The organism is Parvimonas sp. C2, assembly GCF_035282405.1.
In the GTDB taxonomy this organism is placed as follows: Bacteria; Bacillota; Clostridia; order Tissierellales; family Peptoniphilaceae; genus Parvimonas.
Genome location: NZ_JAYKBP010000001.1, coordinates 70484 through 94907, shown reverse-complemented (window position 1 = coordinate 94907; position 24424 = coordinate 70484). Strand labels below are relative to the sequence as shown.

General features: G+C 24.6%; 18 protein-coding genes. 10 read left to right on the top strand and 8 right to left on the bottom strand.

The window, feature by feature from the left end; genetic code table 11:
- Positions 1–18: 18 nt before the first annotated feature.
- The 9 genes from selA to VJI95_RS00395 are packed head-to-tail and all read left to right on the top strand — an operon-like array spanning position 19 to position 13182.
- Entirely contained in the window at positions 19–1407 is a 1389-nt protein-coding gene (gene selA, locus VJI95_RS00435) for an L-seryl-tRNA(Sec) selenium transferase (RefSeq protein ID WP_324009858.1), read from the top strand.
- A 1-nt stretch (position 1408) separates the two neighbouring features.
- Positions 1409–3313: a selenocysteine-specific translation elongation factor gene (selB, locus tag VJI95_RS00430; RefSeq protein ID WP_324009857.1), complete on the top strand. Its 1905-nt coding sequence runs from the start codon at positions 1409–1411 to the stop codon at positions 3311–3313.
- Positions 3314–3322: 9 nt separating this feature from the next.
- A complete protein-coding gene (locus VJI95_RS00425; RefSeq protein WP_324009856.1) occupies positions 3323–4012 on the top strand; it encodes a response regulator transcription factor in 690 nt (229 codons plus the stop codon).
- A gap of 12 nt (positions 4013–4024) precedes the next feature.
- Complete coding sequence (gene pheS, locus VJI95_RS00420; protein WP_324009203.1) at positions 4025–5047, top strand: phenylalanine--tRNA ligase subunit alpha; 1023 nt, start codon at positions 4025–4027, stop codon at positions 5045–5047.
- 10 nt (positions 5048–5057) lie between these two features.
- Positions 5058–7424, top strand: a complete 2367-nt coding sequence (pheT, locus tag VJI95_RS00415; RefSeq protein ID WP_324009855.1) for a phenylalanine--tRNA ligase subunit beta — start codon at positions 5058–5060, stop codon at positions 7422–7424.
- Between the two features lie 13 nt (positions 7425–7437).
- Entirely contained in the window at positions 7438–7956 is a 519-nt protein-coding gene (locus VJI95_RS00410) for a cell division protein ZapA (protein ID WP_323998983.1), read from the top strand.
- Between the two features lie 6 nt (positions 7957–7962).
- Entirely contained in the window at positions 7963–10317 is a 2355-nt protein-coding gene (locus VJI95_RS00405) for an endonuclease MutS2 (RefSeq protein ID WP_324009854.1), read from the top strand.
- Positions 10318–10326: 9 nt separating this feature from the next.
- Positions 10327–12063 (top strand): arginine--tRNA ligase, encoded by a 1737-nt coding sequence (gene argS, locus VJI95_RS00400; protein ID WP_324009853.1) that lies wholly within the window; start codon positions 10327–10329, stop codon positions 12061–12063.
- Between the two features lie 6 nt (positions 12064–12069).
- Positions 12070–13182, top strand: coding sequence for a tetratricopeptide repeat protein (locus tag VJI95_RS00395; protein ID WP_323998978.1), 1113 nt, complete (start codon positions 12070–12072; stop codon positions 13180–13182).
- 212 nt (positions 13183–13394) lie between these two features.
- Here VJI95_RS00395 and VJI95_RS00390 read toward each other — a convergent pair whose 3' ends face one another.
- Positions 13395–13724 (bottom strand): hypothetical protein, encoded by a 330-nt coding sequence (locus tag VJI95_RS00390; protein ID WP_323998977.1) that lies wholly within the window; start codon positions 13722–13724, stop codon positions 13395–13397.
- A 187-nt stretch (positions 13725–13911) separates the two neighbouring features.
- On the opposite strand from VJI95_RS00390, the gene VJI95_RS00385 reads away from it, so the two are divergent.
- On the top strand, positions 13912–14886 hold the full coding sequence (locus tag VJI95_RS00385) for a tyrosine recombinase XerC (RefSeq protein ID WP_324009852.1): 975 nt from the start codon (positions 13912–13914) through the stop codon (positions 14884–14886).
- Positions 14887–14938: 52 nt separating this feature from the next.
- Here VJI95_RS00385 and efp read toward each other — a convergent pair whose 3' ends face one another.
- The 7 genes from efp to mutS form a co-directional block, all read right to left on the bottom strand.
- Positions 14939–15496: an elongation factor P gene (gene efp, locus VJI95_RS00380; RefSeq protein WP_323998944.1), complete on the bottom strand. Its 558-nt coding sequence runs from the start codon at positions 15494–15496 to the stop codon at positions 14939–14941.
- An 81-nt stretch (positions 15497–15577) separates the two neighbouring features.
- Positions 15578–16966, bottom strand: coding sequence for a VanW family protein (locus VJI95_RS00375; RefSeq protein WP_323998942.1), 1389 nt, complete (start codon positions 16964–16966; stop codon positions 15578–15580).
- Positions 16967–16974: 8 nt separating this feature from the next.
- Positions 16975–17613, bottom strand: a complete 639-nt coding sequence (gene nth, locus VJI95_RS00370; RefSeq protein ID WP_293439756.1) for an endonuclease III — start codon at positions 17611–17613, stop codon at positions 16975–16977.
- Positions 17614–17737: 124 nt separating this feature from the next.
- Positions 17738–19018, bottom strand: a complete 1281-nt coding sequence (locus VJI95_RS00365; protein WP_324009851.1) for a methionine gamma-lyase family protein — start codon at positions 19016–19018, stop codon at positions 17738–17740.
- Between the two features lies 1 nt (position 19019).
- Complete coding sequence (miaA, locus tag VJI95_RS00360; protein WP_324009850.1) at positions 19020–19961, bottom strand: tRNA (adenosine(37)-N6)-dimethylallyltransferase MiaA; 942 nt, start codon at positions 19959–19961, stop codon at positions 19020–19022.
- 2 nt (positions 19962–19963) lie between these two features.
- Positions 19964–21817, bottom strand: coding sequence for a DNA mismatch repair endonuclease MutL (gene mutL, locus VJI95_RS00355; RefSeq protein ID WP_324009849.1), 1854 nt, complete (start codon positions 21815–21817; stop codon positions 19964–19966).
- 13 nt (positions 21818–21830) lie between these two features.
- A complete protein-coding gene (gene mutS, locus VJI95_RS00350; RefSeq protein WP_324009848.1) occupies positions 21831–24416 on the bottom strand; it encodes a DNA mismatch repair protein MutS in 2586 nt (861 codons plus the stop codon).
- Between the last annotated feature and the right edge of the window lie 8 nt (positions 24417–24424).

The following is a 24424-nucleotide window of genomic DNA, read 5'->3' as shown; positions in this document are numbered from 1 at the left end:
TATATAATGGAGAAAATTATGAATTTATACAAAATGATACCAAAAGTTGACCAAATTTTAGATAATGAATTAATTAAAATTCTTTTAGAAGAAAATTCTAAAAATTTAGTTATGGAGTCAATTCATGAAGAACTAGATAGTATACGAAGCAAAATTTCAAATGGTTGTGATGAAAAAATTATATCAAATAAGATTGAAAATTTAATTGAGAATATTAGGGAAAATTTAATGAACAAAAAAATATTTAGCCTTAGAAATGTTGTTAATGCATCTGGAGTTGTAATTCATACTAATTTAGGAAGATCTGTTTTAAATGATGAAATTTTTGAAAATATTAAGAAAGTTTCAATTGGATATTCCAATCTTGAGTATGATTTGAAAAAAGGTGAACGTGGATCAAGATATTCCCATTTAAGTGAAATTATAAGGAAAATTACTGGAGCTGAAGATTGCATGGTTGTAAATAATAATGCAGCAGCAGTTATGTTAATATTATCAACGATGGCAAAAGGTAAGAATGTAATTACAAGTAGAAGTGAACTTGTTGAAATTGGGGGTTCTTTTAGAATTCCAGATGTTTGCAGAGAAAGTGGGGCAGTGCTCAAGGAAATAGGAACAACTAATAAAACACATCTTAGTGATTATGAAAATGCAATTGATGAAAATACAGCTGCGTTATTTAAAGTTCATCAAAGTAATTTTAAAATTTTAGGATTTACTGAATCTGTGTCTTCATTTGAATTAAATAGTTTAAAAGAAAAATATAATATCCCTATTATTGAAGATTTAGGTTCTGGAGTGCTTATAGATTTATCTAAATATGGATTATCTTACGAGCCAACCGTACAAGAATGTATTAAAAATGGAGTTGATGTTGTGAGTTTCAGTGGAGATAAATTACTGGGTGGAGTTCAGGCAGGTATTATCGTTGGAAAGAAAGAATATATAGAAAAGATGAAAAAGAATCAATTAACTAGAGCTTTAAGAGTTGATAAATTTACATTATCAGCTCTAGAGTCTGTATTTTCATATTATATTGACGAAGAATCAGCTATTGCAAAAATACCAACACTAAATATGTTAACTGCAAAAGTTGAAAAACTATATAATAAAGCTCAAAAACTTATAGAATGTTTGGGAAAAAGTAATGAATTTTCTTATGAAATTATAGATATTGATTCAGAAGTTGGTGCAGGTTCACTACCAACTCAAAAATTGCCATCTAAGGCTGTAAAGTTGATTTCAGAGTCATTTACTGAAAATGAATTAGAAGAAAAATTACGAAATAATAAAATTCCTATAATCACAAGAATTTACAAAGGAAACTTAATTTTTGATGTGAGAACTATTTTTGAAAATGAATTTTGTATAATAAAAGATGCATTAAATTCATTAATAGGAGAATAATATGGATAATAAGAAAAATATTATCGTTGGAACTGCAGGACATATAGATCATGGTAAAACAACTTTAATAAGAGCTTTAACTGGAAGAAATACTGACAGATTAAAAGAAGAACAAAATAGAGGTATATCTATTGAATTAGGCTTTACTCATTTTGACTTAACTGATGAACTTAGAGTTGGAATTATTGACGTTCCTGGCCATGAGAAGTTTATAAAAAATATGTTATCCGGCGTTTGTGGTATGGATATGATTATTTTAGTTGTAGCTGCTGATGAAGGAATGATGGCTCAAACCAAGGAGCATTTGGATATTCTAAATTTAATTGGTATAAAAAATGGAATTATTGCTTTAACAAAATGTGATTTAGTTGATAAGGATTGGATAGAGCTTGTTAAATTAGATATAGCTGACGAAGTTTCTGGAACATTTTTAGAAGATGCTAAAATAATAGAAGTTTCTTCAACTGAAAAAACAGGAATTGATAAACTAAAAGAGGAAATAATTAGAATTGTAGATACTTTACCGGAAAAAGATTTAAATACAAATTCTAGATTATATGTTGATAGGTCCTTTTCAATAACTGGCTTTGGTACTGTTGTTACAGGAACGTTGATTTCAGGAATATTAAATCTTGATGATGAAATTTGGGTTTATCCATCAAATAAATTAACAAAGGTAAGAAATTTACAAGTACATGATAATAATGTTAATACTGCTTATTCTGGACAGCGTGTTGCTGTAAATCTTGCAAATATTAAAAAAGAAGATGTCTCAAAGGGTTCAGTACTAGTTCCAAATAACACTTTTACTGAAAGTAGTATTATAGATGTTAAATTAAAGACAATTAATCTACCTTTTGAAATAACTAATAGAACAAGATTTCATTTGTACTTAGGGTCAAGCGAGGTTTTATGTAGAGCAATCCTATTAGAAAACGAAGAGTTGGAATCTAATAAAGAATATATAGTTCAATTAAGATTGGAAGAACCTATTATTAGTAAAAGAAATGATAAATTTATATTAAGACTATTTTCACCTCTTTATACTGTTGGTGGGGGATATATAATTGATTCTAATGCTACTAAGAAAAAAAGATTTAATAGTTATGATATAGAGCAAATTAAAACTCTTGATAATTGCAATTTTAAAGAATATATATATAATTATATCGACAGATTTAGTGATAAATTTTATTTTGAAAAAAATTATTATAACTTTTTATCAGATTCAGATAAAAATATTTCAAAACTCATTGATGAACTAATTTATGAAAATAAAGTTATTTCATTCGGAAATACTTCTGATAGACTAATTTTGTCAGATAGATTTATTGAAAAATTAATTAAAAATATAACTAAATTTATAAAAGATTTTCATGAAAAATATCCTAAAAGAATTGGGATTTCAAAAGAGACAATAAAATCAAAATTTTTTGATTTATTAAGTGGAAAAACAAAAAATGAATTTATGAATTACTTAATTTATGATAAATTCAAAGTTTCAGATGAATATATTTCTACTTTAGATTTTAATGTTTTACTAGATGATGAAGATTTTAAAAATGTTCAAAATATAAAACATACATTTAATTCAAATAAATTTTCAATTGTAAATTTTGAAGATTTTAGTTTAAATATGAATATTGAACATTTTAAAGAACTTATTTTGTATTTGATAGGTAATAAAGAGGTTGTGAAATTAGATTCAGGTTATATGCTTAAAGATAATTATGACTTGGCTGTAAATATGATTAGAGAATTTATTATAAAAAATGGAACTATTTCCGTTTCAGATGCAAGAGATTTATTAAATTCAAATAGAAAATCAACTATGGAATTGCTTGAATTTTTAGATAAAGAAAAGATAACTTTAAGAAAAGATAATGAAAGAATATTGGTGAAATAGGAGAAGATTATGAAATTAAAAATATTAATGGCTTTACCTACGGATTCACAAATAAATGACTTAATGTATTCGATGACAGAAGATGAAAATTATGAAATAACAACTTCTAATAATATCGAAGATACTATTATTTTAGCTGACCAGAAAAATTTTGATATGATAATTATGGATATGAATTTTAAGGATGGTACAGGATTAGATCTTAAAAGAAAATTAAATGAATTTTGTGATATTCCTACTATTGTTACTACCACTTTAAAGGATGATATGCAGAAAATTTTAATTTTTGAATATGGAGCTGATGATTATTTAATTTATCCATTTAATATTCTTGAATTAAAAGCGAGAATTAGAGCTATTATGAGAAGATTTGGTCAAAGAAGAACAGATATTGATAATTTAATTTTTGCTGATGACCTAGAATTTAATATAGTGGGTAGAACTGTAAAGCTCAAAGGTGAAGAAGTTGATTTAACAGGAAAAGAATTTGACATATTGTATATAATGGCAATAAACTCAGAAAAGATTTTTAGCAGAGAAGATATTGCAAAAACCGTTTGGAAAGAAGAACATGTTAGTGATTACAGAAAGATTGATGTTCATATTAGGAGATTGAGAGAAAAGATAAATACAGGCGATGTTACCTACATTCAAACTAAATGGGGAGAAGGCTATTATTATAAAAAATTACAAGGTTAAATAGGAGTAAGTATGAAAGAATTAATTAGTAATTTAAGAGAAAAAATAATAAATGAAATTAAGAATAGTATAGATAAAAATTCTTTAGAAGAACTTAGAATTAAGTATTTAGGTAAAAAAGGTGAATTTACAAGTATTCTAAGAAATATGGCTAATGTTTCAAAAGTAGAAAGACCAAGAATAGGAGAACTTATAAATTTAACTAAACAAGAAATTGAAAATATAATAAATGAAAAAATTGAAATGTATAATAAACTTGAATTAGAAAAAAGAATAAAGGAAGAAACTATTGATGTTACTATAAACAAAAAATTCATTGATATAGGACATAGGCATCCTTTAAATAAAACTATGGAAGATTTAGAAAATTTCTTTATTTCAATGGGATTTTCTGTAATTGAAGGCCCTGAAATTGAAACAGTAGAAAATAATTTTAATAAACTAAATTCTCCTATGGATCATCCATCAAGAGATATGTCAGATACTTTCTATATCAATAAGGATTTATTGCTAAGAACACATACTTCACCAGTTCAAATTAGAACAATGATGACAACAAAACCACCTATAAAAATGATATCTGCTGGTAGAACTTTTAGATTTGACGAAGTTGATGATACTCATTCACCAATGTTCCATCAAATTGAAGGACTTGTAGTAGACGAAAATATTAATATGAGTAACTTAATTGACACACTTAATACATTTATTAAAGAATTTTTTGGAGAAGATATGAAAACAAGATATCGACCTCATTATTTCCCATTTACTGAGCCAAGTGCAGAAGTAGATGTTTCTTGCTTTAATTGTAAGGGTAAAGGATGTACAGTTTGTAATGGTACAGGATGGAGTATGGAATTATTAGGTTGTGGAATGGTACACCCTAATGTTTTAGAAGCTTGTGGAATTGATTCAAAAAAATATTCAGGTTTTGCATTTGGAATGGGAATTGATAGGATTACTATGGTAAAGCATAAAATAAATAATATAAGATTATTGTATGATAATGATAAAAGATTTTTAGAACAATTTTAAGGGGGATTATATGTTACTACCAATTAAATGGGCAAAAGAATATGTTGACATTAATGATGAGATAATGGACATATGTGACAAAGTAACACTTACAGGTTCACATGTTGAATCTATTGTAAAATTAGGAACTAACATTGATAATATAGTAATAGGCAAAATTATTGATATTTATAGACATGAGGATTCTAATAAATTATGGATTACAAAAGTTGATTTAGGAAATGAAATAGTTCAAATTGTTACAGCTGCACAAAATCTAAAACAATGCGATTTTGTTCCAGTCGCAAAAGTTAACTCTACTCTTGCTGATAATACAAAAATTCAAGAGGCTAAATTGGCTGGAGAAATTTCTCAAGGGATGTTTTGTAGTTATAAAGAGTTAGGTTATCCAGATTCTATCATTCCAAAGGATTATAGGGATGGGGTACTTAGGATTTTTGACGATAATATTGTTTTAGGTACCGATATTAGAGATATTTTAGATTTAAACGATATTATTGTAGAATTTGAAATAACCCCAAATAGACCAGATTGTCTATCTATCGTTGGTATGGCTCGTGAAATAGCTGCAAGTCTTAATAAAAAATTAAAGCCAATTAATTTTATTGATATTAAAAAAATTGAAAATAAAAGTCAATTAAATATTAATATTCACTCAGAAAATTGTAGAAGATATTCTGCAAGTATTGTAAAAAATGTAAAAATAGAGGAATCAGATAGAAAAGTTCAAAACTATCTATTAAATTCTGGTATAAGACCTGTAAACAATATTGTAGATTTAACAAATTTCTTGATGTTGGAATTAGGTCAACCTCTACATGCTTTTGATTTAGATAAATTAGAAGGTAATATCGCTATTAGAAACGCTATAGAAGGAGAAAAAGTAGTAACTCTAGATGATGTTGAAAGAACTCTTTCAAGTGAAGATATGTTAATATGTGATGATGTAAAACCTATTGCTATTGCTGGTATTATGGGCTTAAAAAATTCTGAAATTGATGAAAATACAAAAAATATTTTAATAGAGTCTGCTTATTTTACAAAAAAGGCTATTAAATCTACATCAAAAAGATTGGGGTTAAAATCTGAAGCATCAATAAGATATGAAAAAGGATTGACTATTAATCATACAATGAAAGTTCTATCTAGATTTTTGTGTTTACTTGAAAAAAATGTTGAATGTAAAATTGATTCTGTTTTCGATGCAAAAAAAGAAAAAACAGTCAATAAAGTAATTCAGTTTGACTCTAATCTAGCTAAAAGATTATTAGGAGTTGATATAAAAAAATCTGATATTGTAAAATACTTAGAATTATTGGAAATAAAGACGGAGGTAAAGGGGAATACTATTATTTGCACTATTCCATATTTTAGAACAGATTTAGTTATTCAAGAAGATATTGTAGAAGAGATTGGTAGATTATATGGATTTTCTAATCTTAATCCTAAACCTATTTTAGCTCCAAATACAATTGGTAGAAAAAGTAAAAACAGAATTTTTGAAGATAAGATTAAAAGTATTTTATTAAATTTGGGGTTATCTGAAATTACAACTTATTCATTTATTGGTGGAAGTATTATTGGAAAAGCAAAGATGAATACTAAAAATACAGTTAAAATTTTAAATCCACTGGGAGAAGAATTTAGTATTATGAGAAAGTCCTTAATACCAAATGTAATTGATGTTTTATCCAAAAATTTGAATTATAAAAATGAAGATTTGTTAGTTTATGAACTTGGTAATACATTTCACACTATTACGAATGATAAAGTACCAATTGAAGAGAAAAAAGTGGTTATAGGCTGTTATGGGAAATATGATTTTTATTATATTAAAGATATTATAGTAAATTTACTATATGCATTAAACATTTACAATTTAGAATTTGTTAAAAATACTTCAATAGAATATTTTCATCCAGGTATATGTGCAGATATATTAATAAACAAAGAAAAAATCGGAGAAATTGGACAAGTTTCATATGATGTTTGTAAGAATTTCTCTATAAAGAAAAATATATTTGTTTGTGAAATAGATATCGAAAAAATTAGAGATAAAGCAAATTTAACAAAAATCTATGAGCCATTAATCAAGTATCCTGCTGTTAAAAGAGATTTAGCAATAGTAGTTGATAAGGATGTAGATAGTGGAAGCATTGAAAGAATATTCAAAAATAATTCTAATAATATATTAAAAAATATTGAACTTTTTGATATATATACCGGAAATCAAATTGATAAAAACAAAAAATCAATGGCTTATAAATTGACTTTTCAATCTAAAGACAAAACTTTAGTTGATGAGGATATTAATACTATAATTGATAGTATATTAACTGATTTAAAAAAAGAATTAGGAGCATATTTAAGATTTTAATTAGGAGAATATTATGGATACCAATAGAATTAAAGTAAATATTGCTGGCAATGTTTACACAATTGTAAGTGAAAAAACTAAAGAAGAAGTTGAGGAAGTTGCAAAATTTGTCAATGAAGAAATAAATAAAATTACTTCTCAAAATTATTTAATAAACTCAGCTATGGCTGCAACTTTAGTGGCATTAAATATTTCAAGTGACTATTTTGATGTAAAAAAAGAGCTGACTTTGTTATCTGAAGATAGTGATTATCCCTTTAAAAAGCAAGAAGAGCTTATTAAAAATCAGAAAAAACTAGAAAGTAAGAATGAAAAATTAAATCAGATTATAAACGAATTAACTAATAAGAACAATGTTTTAATTCGTACAATAAGTACACTTGAGAAAAGATATGAAAATGTAGAAAAAATTTCTTATGATAACTTTAATGAATTAAGAGTAAAAAACGAAACAATCACAGAATTACAAAATGAAATTTTAAAAGTAAAAAATGAATACATTAAAAAAATTATTAAAAATGGAGAAGAATAAATAATAATGAACAATAAGGTATTAAAAACTTTAGAATTTTATAAAATTATAAATATGTTATTGGATCGTTCTCAAAGTATAATAGGTAAAAAAATTATTAAAAACACAGAAGTTTCTTTTGATATAATAAAGATACAAAGACTGTTAAATGAAACGGACGAGGCCTATAGATTTATAATAAAATATGGATTACCTGGAATTTCTAATATTGATGACTTAGAAGAAGACTTTAAACTTTTAGAAATAGGACAATTTTTTACTCCTAGAAAACTTTTAGAAGTTTGGAAACTTCTTAATACTTCAAGATTTTTAAAAAATATAATTTCTGAAGAAGAATCAACTGAATATAAAAATATTTTTGAGCTTTTAAATTCTTTGAACATAGCTACTCAATTAGAAAAAGATATAGAAATCTCTATAATATCTGAAAATGAAATTTCAGATGATGCAAGTTCTGATTTAAAAAGAATAAGACGAATGATAAAATCTAAAAATGACTTAATTAGAGATAAACTTAATCAACTTATTTCAACATCAGACAAGTTAATGGATAATATTTATACATTGAGAGATGTCAGATATGTTGTTCCTGTAAGGAGTGAATTCAAAAATTCTTTCAAAGGTATTGTTCATGATCAATCCGCTTCAGGACAAACAGTTTTTATAGAACCTATGTTTGTAGTTGATCTAAATAATGATTTAAAAAAATTAGAAATTGACGAAGAAAAAGAAATTGAAAGAATTTTGATTGAGTTTTCAAGACGTGTTTTAGAAATTTTACCTGAATTAATTTCAAATTTAAGTGTAATTGCAAATATCGATTTTATATTTTCAAGAGGAAAATTGGCATATGATATGGAAGCGATTAAACCTATAATAAATAATAAAGGTATTATTTCATTAAAATCAGCTAGACATCCTCTAATTGATAGGGATAGAGTAGTTCCAATTGATATTTCTCTTGGTAATAGTTTTAATACTTTAGTAATAACAGGACCAAATACTGGAGGTAAGACTGTTACTTTAAAAACTGTTGGTATTTTAACTTTAATGACTCAATATGGACTTATGGTACCTTGTGCAGATAATTCAGAAGTAGCTATATTTGATGAATTATTTGCAGATATTGGTGATGAACAAAGTATAGAGCAGTCTTTAAGTACTTTTTCGTCACATATGAAAAATATAATTGAAATAATAAAAAATGCAAAAGAAAATTCCTTAATATTATTTGATGAATTGGGATCTGGGACAGATCCAGAAGAAGGATCAGGTCTTTCAATTTCAATATTAAATTATTTTTTAGAAAAGAATATTAGAACTATTGCAACAACTCATTATAGTCAATTAAAGATGTATGCAATGTCAACTGAAAATGTTCAAAATGCTGCAATGGAATTTGATGTTGAAAAGCTAGAGCCCACTTACAAATTAATCATTGGCATTTCTGGAAAATCAAATGCATTTGAGATTTCTAAAAAATTAGGACTTGATGAAAGCTTTATCGTTAACGCTAAAAAGTTTATATCCAATAACGAATTATCTTTTGATAAATTAGTTAGTAATGTTGATAATAGACGTAAAGAATATGAAAATCTTATTATTGAACAAAGAGAGATATTAAATTTTAATAAAAAAATTAAAGAAGAGTATGAAGAAAAACTTGAGAAATTTAATAAACAAAAAGAAAAGAAGATGAGAAAATTAGAAGAATATATTGAAAATTCAATATATGAAACCGAAAAATTTTGCAAAGAAACTATTAATCATATAAACAAAGCAAGATCAAAAGAGCAGTCTGCTAAATTGAAAAAAATATCTGAAGAAATATTAAAGAAAATAGATAATATTAATCATTCTAAAATGATTAAAAAAGAAAACAAATCAAATCTTTTAAAAGAACCTTTAATGTTGGGAGAAGAAGTTAAAGTTTTAAGTTTAAATGAAAATGGATACATACAAACACTGCCTGATAAAAATGGAAACTTACAGGTTAAAATTGGAATTTTAAAAGTAAATGCAAATATTAGTGATATTATTAGAATTGAAAAAATTATAGATAATACTAAAGAAAAAGCATCTTATTCTAAATCCACTTTTATTAAAAGTGATAAAATGTATAATAATAAGATAGATGTAAGAGGATATAATACAGAAGATGCAATTTATGAAATTGATAAATTTTTAGATGATTCTTTTATAGCTAATCTAAATGAAGTAACTATTATTCATGGCAAAGGTACAGGAGTTTTAAGAAATAATATTTCAGATTTTTTGAAAAAACATAAGTTGGTTAAATCTTTTAGCTTTGGTAAATTTAATGAAGGTGGCGATGGAGCTACTGTTGTAAAACTAAAATAGGAGAAAATTATGATAAATTTTAAGGATATAGTTATAGATACTATTTTTGATTTGGATATAAATTTGAATAAAGAAGAAATTAGAGAATTGATAGAAATTCCCCCTAATTCAGAAATGGGAGACTTTTCATTTCCTTGCTTTAAATTATCAAAAATTTTAAGAAAAGCACCAAATATCATTTCTGAAGAATTGGTAAATAAAATTAATGTAGATAATAGTATATTCTCAAATGTAAAAAATGTTGGACCTTATATTAATTTCTTTATTAAAAATTCAGAATTTTCTAAAAATGTTATAGAAGAAATATTTGATAAAAAGGAAAAATATGGATCATCACAAGATAATTTAGACAAAACTATTGTTATTGACTATTCTTCAACAAATATAGCTAAACCATTTCATATTGGACATATAAGAAGTACATTAATTGGAAATGTAATTAAAAATATATATAAATTTTTAGGTTACAATACAGTTGGTGTGAATCATCTTGGAGATTATGGAACTCAATTTGGTAAAATAATAGCTGCATACAAATTATGGGGGAATGATGAAGAGATAAATGCTGATCCAATAAATCAGTTGTTAAGATTATATGTTGATTTTAATAATCTTTGTAAAACTGATGAAAATATGTTAGAAACTGCAAGAGATTATTTTAATAAATTAGAAAATGGTGATGAAGAATCCATAAAACTTTGGAATTGGTTTAAAGACATTAGTTTAATGGAATTTCAAAAGGTTTATGATAAATTAAAAGTTGAATTTGACTCATACAGAGGTGAAGCATATCATTCTCAATTTATTGATGATGTTGTTAAAGAACTTGAAGATAAAAATTTATTAGTTGAAAGTGATGGATGTAAAATTGTTAATCTAGATAAATATGATTTGCCTCCAGCATTAATTTTAAAAAGCAACTCCTCTAGTACTTATATAACAAGAGATATTGCAACTGCATTGACTAGAAAAAAAGACTATCATTTTTATAAAAATATTTATGTAGTTGCAACTCAACAAAAGTTATATTTTCAACAATTAAAAGCTGTTTTAGAAGAAATGGGATATGAATGGGCTAAAGATTGTATTCATGTTTCATTTGGCATGGTAAGTGTAAAAGATGATTTTTTAGGAACTTCTGCAAAACTTAGTACAAGAGAAGGAAATGTTATATTCTTAAATGATGTACTTGAAAAAAGTGTAGAAAAAACCCTAGAAATTATAAACGAAAGAAACAGCTCTCTTGAAAACAAAGAAGAAATTGCTAAAGAAGTAGGAATTGGGGCTGTTATATTTCAAGAATTATTTAACACCAGAATTAAAGATTATTCTTTTGATTGGAACAATGTTCTTAACTTTGAAGGAGAAACAGGTCCATATGTTCAATATTCTGCTGCAAGAGCTAATAGTATATTGGAAAAGAATGATTTTTATTCAAAATTAAATAGTATCGATATTTCTAAAGTTTCAGATTATGAAATGAATATAGATGAATTGTCTTTGATAAAGTCAATTTATAAATTTGAAGATATTTTATTAGATTCCGCTAAAAAATACGAACCTTCAATACTTGCAAGGTATATAACTGAAGTTGCAAAATTATTTAATAAATTTTATAATTCTTGTCCTATAAATAATCAAGAAGAGAATATTAAAGAATTTAGACTTGTACTAACATATTGTACAAGATTACTTATTGAAATTGGATTAGGACTTCTAGGTATGGATACTCCTAAAAAAATGTAGGTGAATATGGATAATTTATATAATTATTTTAGAAAATTTTCTAATAAAGTATATTTTCTTACAGTGAAAAATATTGAAATTAATGAGAAAATTTATGAAAATATTGATTTTCCAATTAGTTCAAATGTTCTTTTAGAAAATATTAAAAATAATAAATTTAATGAAAATATTAATTTATCATATTTTTTTGAAGGGATTTTATTATTAAATGGAATAGATTCAAATTTTGATAATATTAAATTTTTAAATGATTTTATAAATTCAAAAAATATTAATTTGTTAGATTTTGTCAAATCGAAAATTGATTTTAATGATAATAATTATGACACTATAATATATAATTTATTAATTATTAGAGGATTAATTAATTTAGAAAAAAATGATGATTTTATTTTAAAATTATATACTAAATATCTTTTAATGATTTTAAATTATGATAACAGTTATTATAATATATTTATTAATGAAATTAAAATTTTCTTGGCTAATCTAGAAAATAAAAATGAAGATGATTTTTTACTAAATATGCTTTATGGTGATTTATATGTAAACGAGAAATTTTACATTAAAGCTAATATATTTTATAAAAAGGCTATAACTAATTCAAACAAGAAAATTGATAATATTATCAATAAAAAAATACAAGATATTAGTGTAAAAGTTAAAATTGAAGAGCTATTACAACTGGTAGATAGATTTAAGTTTGAAGACTGTTATAAAATATTAGAAAATATTGATAATTTTAATCTAGATAAAGAAGATTCTTATTGGATTGGATATATATATAATAAATTAAACGAAAACGAAAAATCTATTGAGTATTATGAAAAATCATTGGATTTAAATGCCGATTTTTTGAATATTTTTATAGAATTAGGGTTATTATATTACAAAACTCAAAAAATCGAAAAATCGCTTGAAATTTTCGAAAAAGGACTGTCTATATATATAGATGATGAAAAATTACTATTTAATAAGATAATATTAGAATTAAAACTAAAAAAATTCAAAAACGCGAAAGAAGATATGGATAAATTGTTATTGTACGAAGATTTAGATAATTCGATAATGAATGATATATTATATTTACAAGAATTATACAAAGATGAGTTAGCGTAAATTTAAAATTTTTATAAAATATGTAAAACTATTTAAGTTTAAAACAAAAATAGAGCAGAGGTGTAATTTTAACCCCTGCTTTAATTCTTAATAATTATTTTCGCAAAATTATAGTTTTGCGAAAAAATAGTTTAAAATTTTATATTATAAGTGTAAAAAAAATATTTAATTTAATAATCAAAACTATATTCTATTATGTTTTATATAATTTATTACTTAGGGTTATTTTCTTTAAAATTGTCTATTTCTCTTTTATCTAGGTCAATCTTATTTTTTTCTATATTTGAATTATTATCTTTTAAACTATCAGAGTTTGTATTATCTCCATTTTTAGTTTTTTTATCTTTTTTTTCATTCATTTTATTAGTATCCTCTTCATTATTCTTTGTAGGTTTTTGTTGTTCAATTTTATCTTTTTCTCGTTTTTGAAGGTTATGTTTTATAAATAATAGTGATAATGCAAAAATAATTATAGAAAATATTATAAAAACTAAAAATCTGATTGATTTTAATTCAAAAAGTTTTCTAAAATTTAATCTCATTTTAATCTCCTTTGGTATTTAATTCTATAAATTCTTAATATATATTAATAAATCACTCTTTTATATGTTATAATATATTATACCACAAAATACTATTTAAAAATACTTTTATACGATATGTTTTTAAACTAGTCTATTAGCACATATATCTAATCATAGTATATGTGTATTTCTAAGGAGAGATGATATGATACATTTTGATGATTGCCCTACTATATTAGATGACTATTTAAATTATTTGCTAACTATTAAAGGACGTTCTAATCTAACGGTTAAAGAATATTATTATGATTTAAAACGATTTTTAAAATTTATTATTATGAGAAAAAAATTATTTGGATATAATTTAAATTCAGACATAAACTCTGTATCGATATTATCAATTAATAAAAGAAATATTTCTGATATAGATATCACAGATTTACATGCTTATATTTCTTTTTGTGATTCTAATTATAACGATTCAACTAAAACAAAAGCCAGAAAAATTTCTGCAATAAAATCATGGTTTAAATATTTGTATAATACCGTTGAATTAATTGATAAAAATCCTTCAGAAAAATTTGAATTGCCAAAGTTAGAAAAAAGAAATCCTGTATATTTAACTTTATCTGAGTCAGAAAAGGTAATAAATTCTATTAAAGAGGAAAAAAATGAGTTTAACAGAGCCAGAGATTTATCTATTATATTAATATTTTTAACTTGCGGACTTAGAATTTCTGAACTTACAGGAATAAATATCGATTCTATTAAAGAGGATAAATTAAGTGTCATTGGTAAAGGAAATAAAGAAAGGACTGTATTTCTAAATGAAAATTGTCTATATGCGATAAATAGTTATTTAAAACTTAGACCAGTTACAAGAAATACGAATGCCTTATTCTTGAGCTCACATAAAAAAAGAATTTCAAATAGATCAATTCAATTAAGATTAAAAAGATATATACAATTATCAGGACTTGATCCCAAAATATATACGCCTCATAAATTAAGGCATACAGCAGCAACACTTATGTATAAATACGGGGATGTAGATATAAGAACAATACAAAGTATTTTAGGTCATACAAGTGTTGCGACAACACAAATATATACTCATTTAGATGATGAAGATATAAAAAAAGGTATTTCAAAAAATCCAATTTCAAAATTAAAAATTTAATTTTTTAATTAAAAACGCAAAAAGACAAGCTTGAACTTGTCTTTTTTTAATATTAAACTCTTGAAAGATATTCATTTGTTCTTGTATCAATTTTTATTTTATCTCCATTGTTTATGAATAAAGGAACTGTAATAACTGCTCCAGTTTCAACTTTTGCAGGTTTATTAGCACCTGTAGCTGAATCGCCTTTAACACCAGGTTCAGTTTCAACAACTTCTAATTCAACAAAGTTTGGAGCATTAACTTGGAATGCTTTACCATCATGAAATCTAATAGTTGCATTGTCATTTTCTCTTAAATATAAAAGAGCTTCCTCTACAACATCAAAGTTCAATGGTAATTGTTCATAAGTTTCTGTATCCATAAAGTAATATAATTCACCATCTGAATATAAATATTGCATTTCTTTAGTTTCAATCTTTGCAACTTCATATTTATCATTTGGATTAAAAGTCATCTCTCTAGATCCACCATTTTTAACGGATTTAATCTTAGTTCTTACAAAAGCAGCTCCTTTTCCAGGTTTTACATGTTGAAAATCTATAATTTGGTATACATCGCCATCCATTTCAAATGTAGTGCCTTTTCTAAAATCTCCTGCTGAAATCATTAATTTTCCTCCTAATTTTATGAATAATTCAACAAATATTATAGCATATTATATCAAAAATATCCATATTTTTGTTTGTTTTTAATCTTTTTTTTCAGTTTCCTCAGTAACGGCTTTCTTTTTTCCAACCTTAACAACTTGTTTTTTCGGTTTATAATAATCGCTGTTTAATAAAACAGGATCTTCATTATCTTTTTGCTTATATGAAGAACCTCTATAGCCAGGGAATCCCTTTTGGACAATTACTTTCTTGCCTTCAGGTAAATTTGGATCTTCTATTTCCTCAATAGGCATTGGTATTCTAGATACATCAGACGTAAATAATTTTATGTTATAATTTTTCTTATCAGTATCGCCTAAAATTTTAAAAGTTATTTCTTTATTAGAAACATAACTCATTATGACTACAGGAAAATCAAAAGTGTTTTGGAACTTTAAATCACTCTGTCCTTCATAAAACATAGCATCTAGACCAATAGTGCAGTAAGGAACTCTCATTGAATGTTGATTTCTTTCAACTATTTTTAAATCAGATTTTACTAAAGCTTGATACAATGTAGAGCTAACCTGACATATTCCCCCTCCTATTGAATCAACAATTTTACTATTTATAAAAGAACTAGCTGGTTTATATCCAGTATTTGATGAAATTTCACCTAATTGTTTAGAAAAAGAGAATGTTTCACCAGGATTTACTACAAATTCATTAATTTTGCCAGCAGAAATTCTTATATTAGTATTTCTATTAGGCTGATTATCAAATTTTGTTGTAGCTTCCCCTATTACTCCCTTTATTGAAGTTAATAAACTTTTATCAATTTTCTTGTGTTCAATGACTTCAGTTGGAATTTCGAAATTAAATTTAACTGGAGAATTTTTAAAATTTTCTATTATTTTATCTTTTTCAACTTTTAAACCAACTTTACCATCAAGTATAGATACTTTTTCATTAGAATAAGAAAACTTTTCATCTATTGGTTCAGAATTTAATTTCTTAGATACTTCTGAAATAATGCTATTTAATTTTGATAAATCAAAAGTAGACTTAACATCAAACTTTTTAGGATTTTTTATCAAATTTTTTAAAGTTTCAATCCTTTCATCATCAGATCCTGACCTACCTATATTAAAAGCTTCATTAACTAAATTTTCATAATTATATGAAAAGTCAATATCTTTAGGAAGAAACTTCTTTTCATAATTACCATGTTTTAAAGTGAACTCGCTACCCATTTCTAAACTTTGTTTTATTTTATTTAAAGCTTCTTCTTTAGTTAAATCTTTTAAATCAATATTATTAATATAAATTCCTTCATAGAATTTATCATATGTTAAAAGTTCTTCTTTCTTTAAATTTTTAGTATGTCCTGTAGCATTACTTAATGGATTTCTATTAAGCAAAAAATAACCCGATATTGTTACTATTAAAAATATTCCTAATACAGCAAATATTTTTATATATCTTTTCATATATCCTCCTATAAATTCTTAAAGTATAAACATTCGGAATTTATTATGCAATTTTTACAATCTGGTTTTCTTGATTTACATAATCTTCTTCCATGAAAAATAAATAAATGATGTGCTTTATTCCATGTATTTTTCTTCAGCTTCTTCATTAATGCAAATTCAGAATCTAAAACATTACCTTCATTTATAATTCCTATTCTATTTGTAACTCTAAACACATGAGTATCTACAGCAAGAGAAGGAATACCAAAAGCACAAGATCTAACTACATTTGCAGTTTTTCTTCCAACTCCTGGTAATGAAGTTAATGATTCCATATCACTTGGAACTATAGAATTATATTTTTCAACTAAAATTCTACAAGTTTCTAAAATATTTTTACTTTTTGAATTATAAAAACCACAACTATGTATATATTTAGACAAACCATCAACATCTAAAGTTAAAAATTCTTCTGGAGTCTTAAAATCCTTGAATAATTTTTCAGTAACCTTATTAACTCTTACATCAGTACATTGAGCAGATAAAATAGTTGCTATCAGCAACTCGAAACTGTTAGAAAAATTAAGTTCTGGTTTTGCATCAGGATATAATTTTTCTAATTTTTCCATTACAATGTTTATTTTTTCCTTAGATAAACATTTCAAAACATTCACTCCAATATCTTATTATTTAATAGCTATAGTTTTTTTGTAAAAAGTGTAAAACTATAACTATTATACCATAATTTTTTTTAAAATACGCTAATTCTTAAAAATATTTTTAAAAATTCTATAATTTTATGTATTTTTTACCATAAAAAGTATTTAATACATTAATTAATGCTGTTTTAGTTTGATAAAAATTTAGACCTCCTTGATAATATACATTATAAGGTTCTCTTAAAGGTCCATCTGCACTTAATTCAATACTTGAACCATCTATAAAGCTTCCAGAAGCCATAATAACTTTATCGGAATATCCTGGCATATCCCATGGATAAGGAACAACATGACTATCTACACAACAAAATTCTTGTATAGCTCTGCAAAAATCTATAACTTTGTTCTCATCATTTAAAGTAATTACTTGAATAATATCGCTTCTTTTTTCATTATATTTAGGAATTGTTTTATATCCTAACTTTTCAAAAATATATGATACTAATATTGCACTTTTTACCGCTTCTAAAACCACATGAGGTGCAAAGTATAATCCTTGAATTATTGCTCTTGTAGTACCAAAACTTACACCTACATGTTTTCCAAGACCAGGAGAAGTAAGTCTATTAGAAATAGATTCTATAATATCATTAGAGTTTGAAACTATGTATCCTCCATTTAAAGTTATTCCTGCACCTAAATTTTTTAATAATGACCCTACAACTATATCAGCACCAACTTCTATTGGTTCCTTTTTTTCTACAAATTCACAGTAACAATTATCAATCATTATAATAATATCTGGAAACTTTGATTTTATTTTTTTTATAACTGTTTCTAGTTCACTAATTGAAATACATCTTCTACTGCTATATCCAGGAGATCTTTGAATAGCTAATAATTTAGTCTTTGAATTGATTTTAGATAATACAGTTTCTACATCAATTTCATTATTTACTAAATCAACCTTATCATACTTTATTCCATAATCAAATAGTGTTCCCCTTTCATTTCCAGTAATACCTATAACCTTTAAAAGTGTATCATAAGGAGTTCCTGTTATATAAATAAATTCATCTCCTGGTAATAAATTTCCTTGCAACGCTAAAGATATTGCATGAGTTCCACAAGTTATTTCTTGCCTTACTATGGCATCTTTTGCTTTAAAGATATCACAATATATCCTTTCTAATTTCTCTCTTCCAAAGTCTCCGTATCCATATCCAGTTGTCCAAGAAAAATCAGTAGCGGATAATCTTTGCTTTTTAAATGCATTTAAAATTTTTAATTGATTATATTCTTCAATTTCTTTTAGATTTTCAAATTCTATTTCTATTTCTTTAGAACATTTGTTTACAAAATTAATAATTTTAGAATCAAAACTAAAATCAGTATCTAAATATTTTTCCAATTTATAAATCTCCCTTAGTTAAAAAATCTTTTACTAATTTTTTAGATTTAAGTAGAACTTCATCATATCCATTTTCAACATCAATCCAATGTATACTTTCATTTCTATTAAACCAAGTAAATTGTCTTTTAGCGTATTTTCTTGAATTTTGTTTTATATTATCAATACACGATTCAAGAGTAACTTCTCCTTTGAAATATGGAATAAACTCTTTATATCCAATAGCAGTAAATGGTTGTGAATACTCTCCATATTTTTCATATAAACTTGTTGCTTCTTCAATGAGTCCATTATTAATCATTATATCAACCCTAGAATTTATTTTATCATATAATATTTTTCTATCTAAAGTTAGCCCTATTATTAAGTAATCATATTTTCCAATATTATTTTCATAATCTTTGCATTGCTTAGAAAATCCTTTTTTTGTATTTAAACAAACTTCTATTGCTCTAATTACTCTTTTTATATTGTTTTTATGAATTTTTTCTCTACTTGAATAGTCTAGATATAATAATAAATCATAAAGCAAATCTGCCCCGTTTTTTTCGTAAAATTTGGTTATTCGTTCTCTTAAATCCATTGATTGTTCAGCATCGGTAAATTTAAAATCATATAATATAGAATTTACATAAAGTCCTGTTCCACCGGCAAATATTGGAATATTATTATGAGAATATATTACTTCAATGTACTTCTCTGCCATTTTTTTATATTCAGAAACATTAAATTTTTGATTGCCATCTAAAATGTCAATCATATAATGATTAATTCCTCTTACTTCTTCTTCTGTTATTTTAGCAGTTCCAATATTAAATTCTTTATAAATTTGCATGGAATCACAAGAAATAATTTCTCCTGAAAATTTTTTCGCTATGTCAACACTTAATTTCGTTTTTCCAACAGATGTAGGGCCAACAATAAATATTATTTTTTTCTTCATTTTTATTCCTTAAAAAATAATTTATCAAAATCTTCTTTAGATATTTTTCTTAATATTTTTTTATCATAGAAATTTATATCTAGATTTATTTTTGATAACTGTGACAACAATTCTTCTACTTCAAAATCTGTTAAACTAGTATTTATTCTTTTTTTACAAACCATTTTGTATAATGAGTCTTCAAACACTCTATTATCTTTAAATAACAGTTCATCAAGCATTTCTCTAATATCTTCTTTATCTAAATTATCATTTAATAAATTAGGCATTGTTCTTATTACTATAGAATTTTCATCAAAAATATCAGCTTCTATACCTAAATTATTCAACTTATCTTTAATAGTATTAAACACACTCAATTTATATTCATTTAATTCCAAAATTATAGGAAATAAAAGTATTTGTTTTGTAATAGTGTGATTATTGTAATTATCCAATAAATTTTCATATAAAAGTCTATATTTAGCATTTAATATATCTATAATAATAAACTCATCCTTATCGGACAATAGAATATATTTTGAAAAAATTTTACCTATAACTTCATAATCTGAAATGTCTTTTGAAGTTCCAGTATTATCATCAAGTTTTATTTGTTCTAATACTGGAGCATTTTCTACTTTTTCGTCCTTAACAATATAATTTTCAATATTATCTTCTTCATTTATCATTTGTATATCATTTTTATTTACTTTAAATAAATCATCATAAGAAAATTTATTTACAATATTTTGTGTATTATAATCTTCATCATAAATTATAGTTTCAATAATATCTTCTTCTGAAGATTGATTGTTTTTATTAATCTTTTCTTCGTTGTATAGGATTTTTTCTTTTTGTTCTTCCTTAGCAGATATAAAATCACTTGTAGTATTTTTTAGAACAATATCAGTAATATTATTATTCAGTAAATTTAGTAACTTATCTTCAAAAATAAATTTAATCTTTCTTTTATTCGGATGAACATTTATATCTATTAAACTAGGATTTACTTCTATAAATATTACAAAAGAAGGAAACTTTCCTTTTGGTATTAATGTAGCAATTGATTTTTCTATTATATTTCTAATCTTTTCATCAAAAATGTATCTTCCATTAACAAATAAAAATTGTGATGTTCTACTACCTTTATAAAAGTGATTATTTGAAATATATCCATAAATCTTATAATCTGAATCCTCAATATTTATAGAGATTAAATTCTTATAAAAATCATCTTTAAAAATATATTTTATATTATCTTTTAGAGTATTTCTTTCGCTTGTTTCAAATATAACCTTTGAATCTTTTATATATTTAAAAGATATTCTTTGATTAGCCAATGCAAAAGAGTACATTAATGTTGTTATAATTGAGTTTTCATACGCATCTGATTTCAAGAATTTCTTTCTAATAGGGACATTGTAAAATAAATCTCTAATGTAAATTGTTGTTCCTAAGTTCATCCCTATCTTATTTTTTCTAATAATTTTATTATTTTCAAGATAACAGTGAATTCCAAATTCACTATTTTGAGTTCTTGTATTTATATCAACTTTTGAAATTGCAGATATACTTGCTAATGCCTCTCCTCTAAATCCATAAGAAAGAATTGAATATATATCTTCAAAATTATTTAATTTAGATGTAGCATGTTTGGTGAATGCCAACTCTATATCATCTTCTTCGATTCCACATCCATTATCAGAAATCATAATTTCTTTTTTACCGGCATTTTTAATTTCAACTTTAATAAAAGTTGCACCTGAATCTATTGAATTTTCAACCAACTCTTTTATTACAGAATAAGGATTTTCTATAACTTCTCCTGCTGCAATTTTTTGAATTGTATCTTCTGATAATAATTTTATAGACATATTAATCTCCTAACTATTCATTATCACTTTTAGCGATATTTATTAAATCATTTAATATTCCAAAAGCCTCCATTGGACTTATTTTTTCTATATTTATACTATTTAGATTAGTAATTATCTTATCATTAAATTTAGATTTTATTTCATTCGAGCTATCAATAATATCTTTTTCCATTTCCATTTCATTCTTTTCAATACTATCAAGAATAACTTTTGAACGATTTATAACTTCCATTGGAAGCCCTGCAAGCTTTGCAACTGCTATCCCATAACTCTTATTAGCTCCACCATCCATTATTTTTCTTAAAAAGACTATTTCATCATTTTCCTTGTCTTCAATTACTTGGATATGTTTATTTTTTATGCTAGGAAAAGTATGTTCTAAGTCAATCAATTCATGATAATGTGTAGCAAATAATGTTTTTGATTTTATATTTTTTGTAATATACTCAAGGATTGCCCAAGCAAGACTTAATCCATCAAAAGTTGAAGTTCCTCTTCCAACTTCATCAAGTATAAGCAAACTATTTTTTGTAGCATATCTTAAAATATTATTAACTTCTTTCATTTCTACCATAAAAGTACTTTCACCCTTATATAGATTATCTGAAGCACCAATACGAGTAAATATTTTATCTACTATTGAAATATTTGCACTATCAGCAGGTACAAATGAACCAAGCTGAGCTAATATAACTATGAGAGCAATCTGTCTTATATAAGTGGATTTCCCACTCATATTAGGTCCTGTAATAATCTGAATTAAATTATCATTTTGCCCTATATTTGTATCATTAGGAATAAACTCATTTATAGAACTTAAAAAACTTTCTATAACAGGATGTCTTCCGTTTTTTATATCTATTATTCCTTCTGAGTTTAAAGTCGGTTTACAATAATTGTTTTTAAATGCAACTACGGACAATGAATAAATTGAATCAACGAACGAAATAATGTCTGATAATTTTTGCAATGTTTTAATATTCATTTTAATAGTATTTCTTATAGATATAAATAGTTCATATTCTTTTTCTATAATATCACTTTCAGACCCAAAAATCATATTTTCAATTCTAATAAGTTCATCTGTTTTATATCTATTTGCATTGGTTAAAGTTTGTTTTAATACAAAATATTCTGGAACTAAATTTTGATATGACTTTGTAACTTCAAAAAAATAACCTGTTTTCTTATTAAATATTAATCTTAAATTTTTAATACCAGTAGTATTTCTTTCATCTACTTCATATTTAATTAGTTTTTCTTTTCCAACAATTTTATTATTTCTAATTTTATCAAGTTCATCATCATACCCAATCTTTATTAAATTTCCCTCTTTCAATAAAATTCCTACATCTTCAAGAATTGCTGAATCTATCAGATTATAGATATACTCGGTATCGGGAATATTTAAAGCTATATTGGAAAATAAAGTATTACTATCTAAAAATAATCTTTTAATTTTTGGAATAGCTGATAAAGAATTTTTTAAATGAATTAAATCTCTTGCGTTACAATTTCCAAAAGAAATTTTTGAATTTATTCTCTCTATATCGGAAATACTTCCTAATAATTCTTCCAATTCATTTCTTAAATTTGAATTTAAAACTAAATCTTCAACTAGAGATTGCCTCCTTTGAATTTTTTCTATTTCTAGAAGAGGCTGATCTAACCATTTATTAAGCAATCTAAAACCCATAGGAGTTTTTGTGTAATTTATAACTGATAATAAAGAGCCATTTATATCATTACTAAAATTATTTTTTTTAAGTTCCAAATTAATTCTTGAATTAGCATCAATTCTTAGATAATCGCTTAATTTATACAAATTAACCTTTTTAAAATCATTCAATTTAACATTAAATCTACAAACATATTTATAAAAGTTATCTATTGAAAAAAGTAATATTTTATTACTAAGATTATTAGAATAAAATTCTTCATTATTATCTCTTAAAGATTTAAAATCTTGATCGATATCTACTTTTGTATAAATAATTCTTAAATTTTTTAATAATTTAACAACACTTTTTTCTAATGATTTTAATATATTTGAGTTTAGTATTACTTCTGAAGGTGTAGTACGAATTACCTCTTCCTCTAGAGCTGTAATTAAATTTTCTCTATTCATTTCAAAAATACTTGTACAAAATATTTCACTTGTTGATATATCAGAATATGTGATACTTAAATTTGTTGAATCCATATAAATACTCATAATATAATTATTTTTATTAATAGCTAATTCATCAAATTCATCAATAGTTCCCGGAGTTACTAATTTAATAACTTCTCTCTTTACAATTCCTTTAGCAAGTTTTGGATCTTGAACTTGTTCACAAATAGCAACTTTAAAACCTTCAGAAACTAGCTTATACAGATATTGATTCACAACATGATATGGAATACCACACATTGGTGCAGTTTTTCCACCACCACAATCTCTTTTAGTCAAAGCTAAATCTAAAATTTTTGAAACTATTTTTGCATCATCAAAAAACATTTCATAAAAATCGCCTAGTCTATAGAATATAATACAATCATTATAATTAGACTTAATTTCTAGATATTGTTTCATCATTGGTGTAAAATCGCTCATAACAACTC

What these genes read in the sequence shown, in the direction of transcription:
- selA (WP_324009858.1), top strand. Translation starts at nt 19, where the DNA reads ATGAATTTATACAAAATGATACCAAAAGTTGACCAAATTTTAGATAAT.
- selB (WP_324009857.1), top strand. Translation starts at nt 1,409, where the DNA reads ATGGATAATAAGAAAAATATTATCGTTGGAACTGCAGGACATATAGAT.
- VJI95_RS00425 (WP_324009856.1), top strand. Translation starts at nt 3,323, where the DNA reads ATGAAATTAAAAATATTAATGGCTTTACCTACGGATTCACAAATAAAT.
- pheS (WP_324009203.1), top strand. Translation starts at nt 4,025, where the DNA reads ATGAAAGAATTAATTAGTAATTTAAGAGAAAAAATAATAAATGAAATT.
- pheT (WP_324009855.1), top strand. Translation starts at nt 5,058, where the DNA reads ATGTTACTACCAATTAAATGGGCAAAAGAATATGTTGACATTAATGAT.
- VJI95_RS00410 (WP_323998983.1), top strand. Translation starts at nt 7,438, where the DNA reads ATGGATACCAATAGAATTAAAGTAAATATTGCTGGCAATGTTTACACA.
- VJI95_RS00405 (WP_324009854.1), top strand. Translation starts at nt 7,963, where the DNA reads ATGAACAATAAGGTATTAAAAACTTTAGAATTTTATAAAATTATAAAT.
- argS (WP_324009853.1), top strand. Translation starts at nt 10,327, where the DNA reads ATGATAAATTTTAAGGATATAGTTATAGATACTATTTTTGATTTGGAT.
- VJI95_RS00395 (WP_323998978.1), top strand. Translation starts at nt 12,070, where the DNA reads ATGGATAATTTATATAATTATTTTAGAAAATTTTCTAATAAAGTATAT.
- VJI95_RS00390 (WP_323998977.1), bottom strand. Translation starts at nt 13,724, where the DNA reads ATGAGATTAAATTTTAGAAAACTTTTTGAATTAAAATCAATCAGATTT.
- VJI95_RS00385 (WP_324009852.1), top strand. Translation starts at nt 13,912, where the DNA reads ATGATACATTTTGATGATTGCCCTACTATATTAGATGACTATTTAAAT.
- efp (WP_323998944.1), bottom strand. Translation starts at nt 15,496, where the DNA reads ATGATTTCAGCAGGAGATTTTAGAAAAGGCACTACATTTGAAATGGAT.
- VJI95_RS00375 (WP_323998942.1), bottom strand. Translation starts at nt 16,966, where the DNA reads ATGAAAAGATATATAAAAATATTTGCTGTATTAGGAATATTTTTAATA.
- miaA (WP_324009850.1), bottom strand. Translation starts at nt 19,961, where the DNA reads ATGAAGAAAAAAATAATATTTATTGTTGGCCCTACATCTGTTGGAAAA.
- mutL (WP_324009849.1), bottom strand. Translation starts at nt 21,817, where the DNA reads ATGTCTATAAAATTATTATCAGAAGATACAATTCAAAAAATTGCAGCA.
- mutS (WP_324009848.1), bottom strand. Translation starts at nt 24,416, where the DNA reads ATGAGCGATTTTACACCAATGATGAAACAATATCTAGAAATTAAGTCT.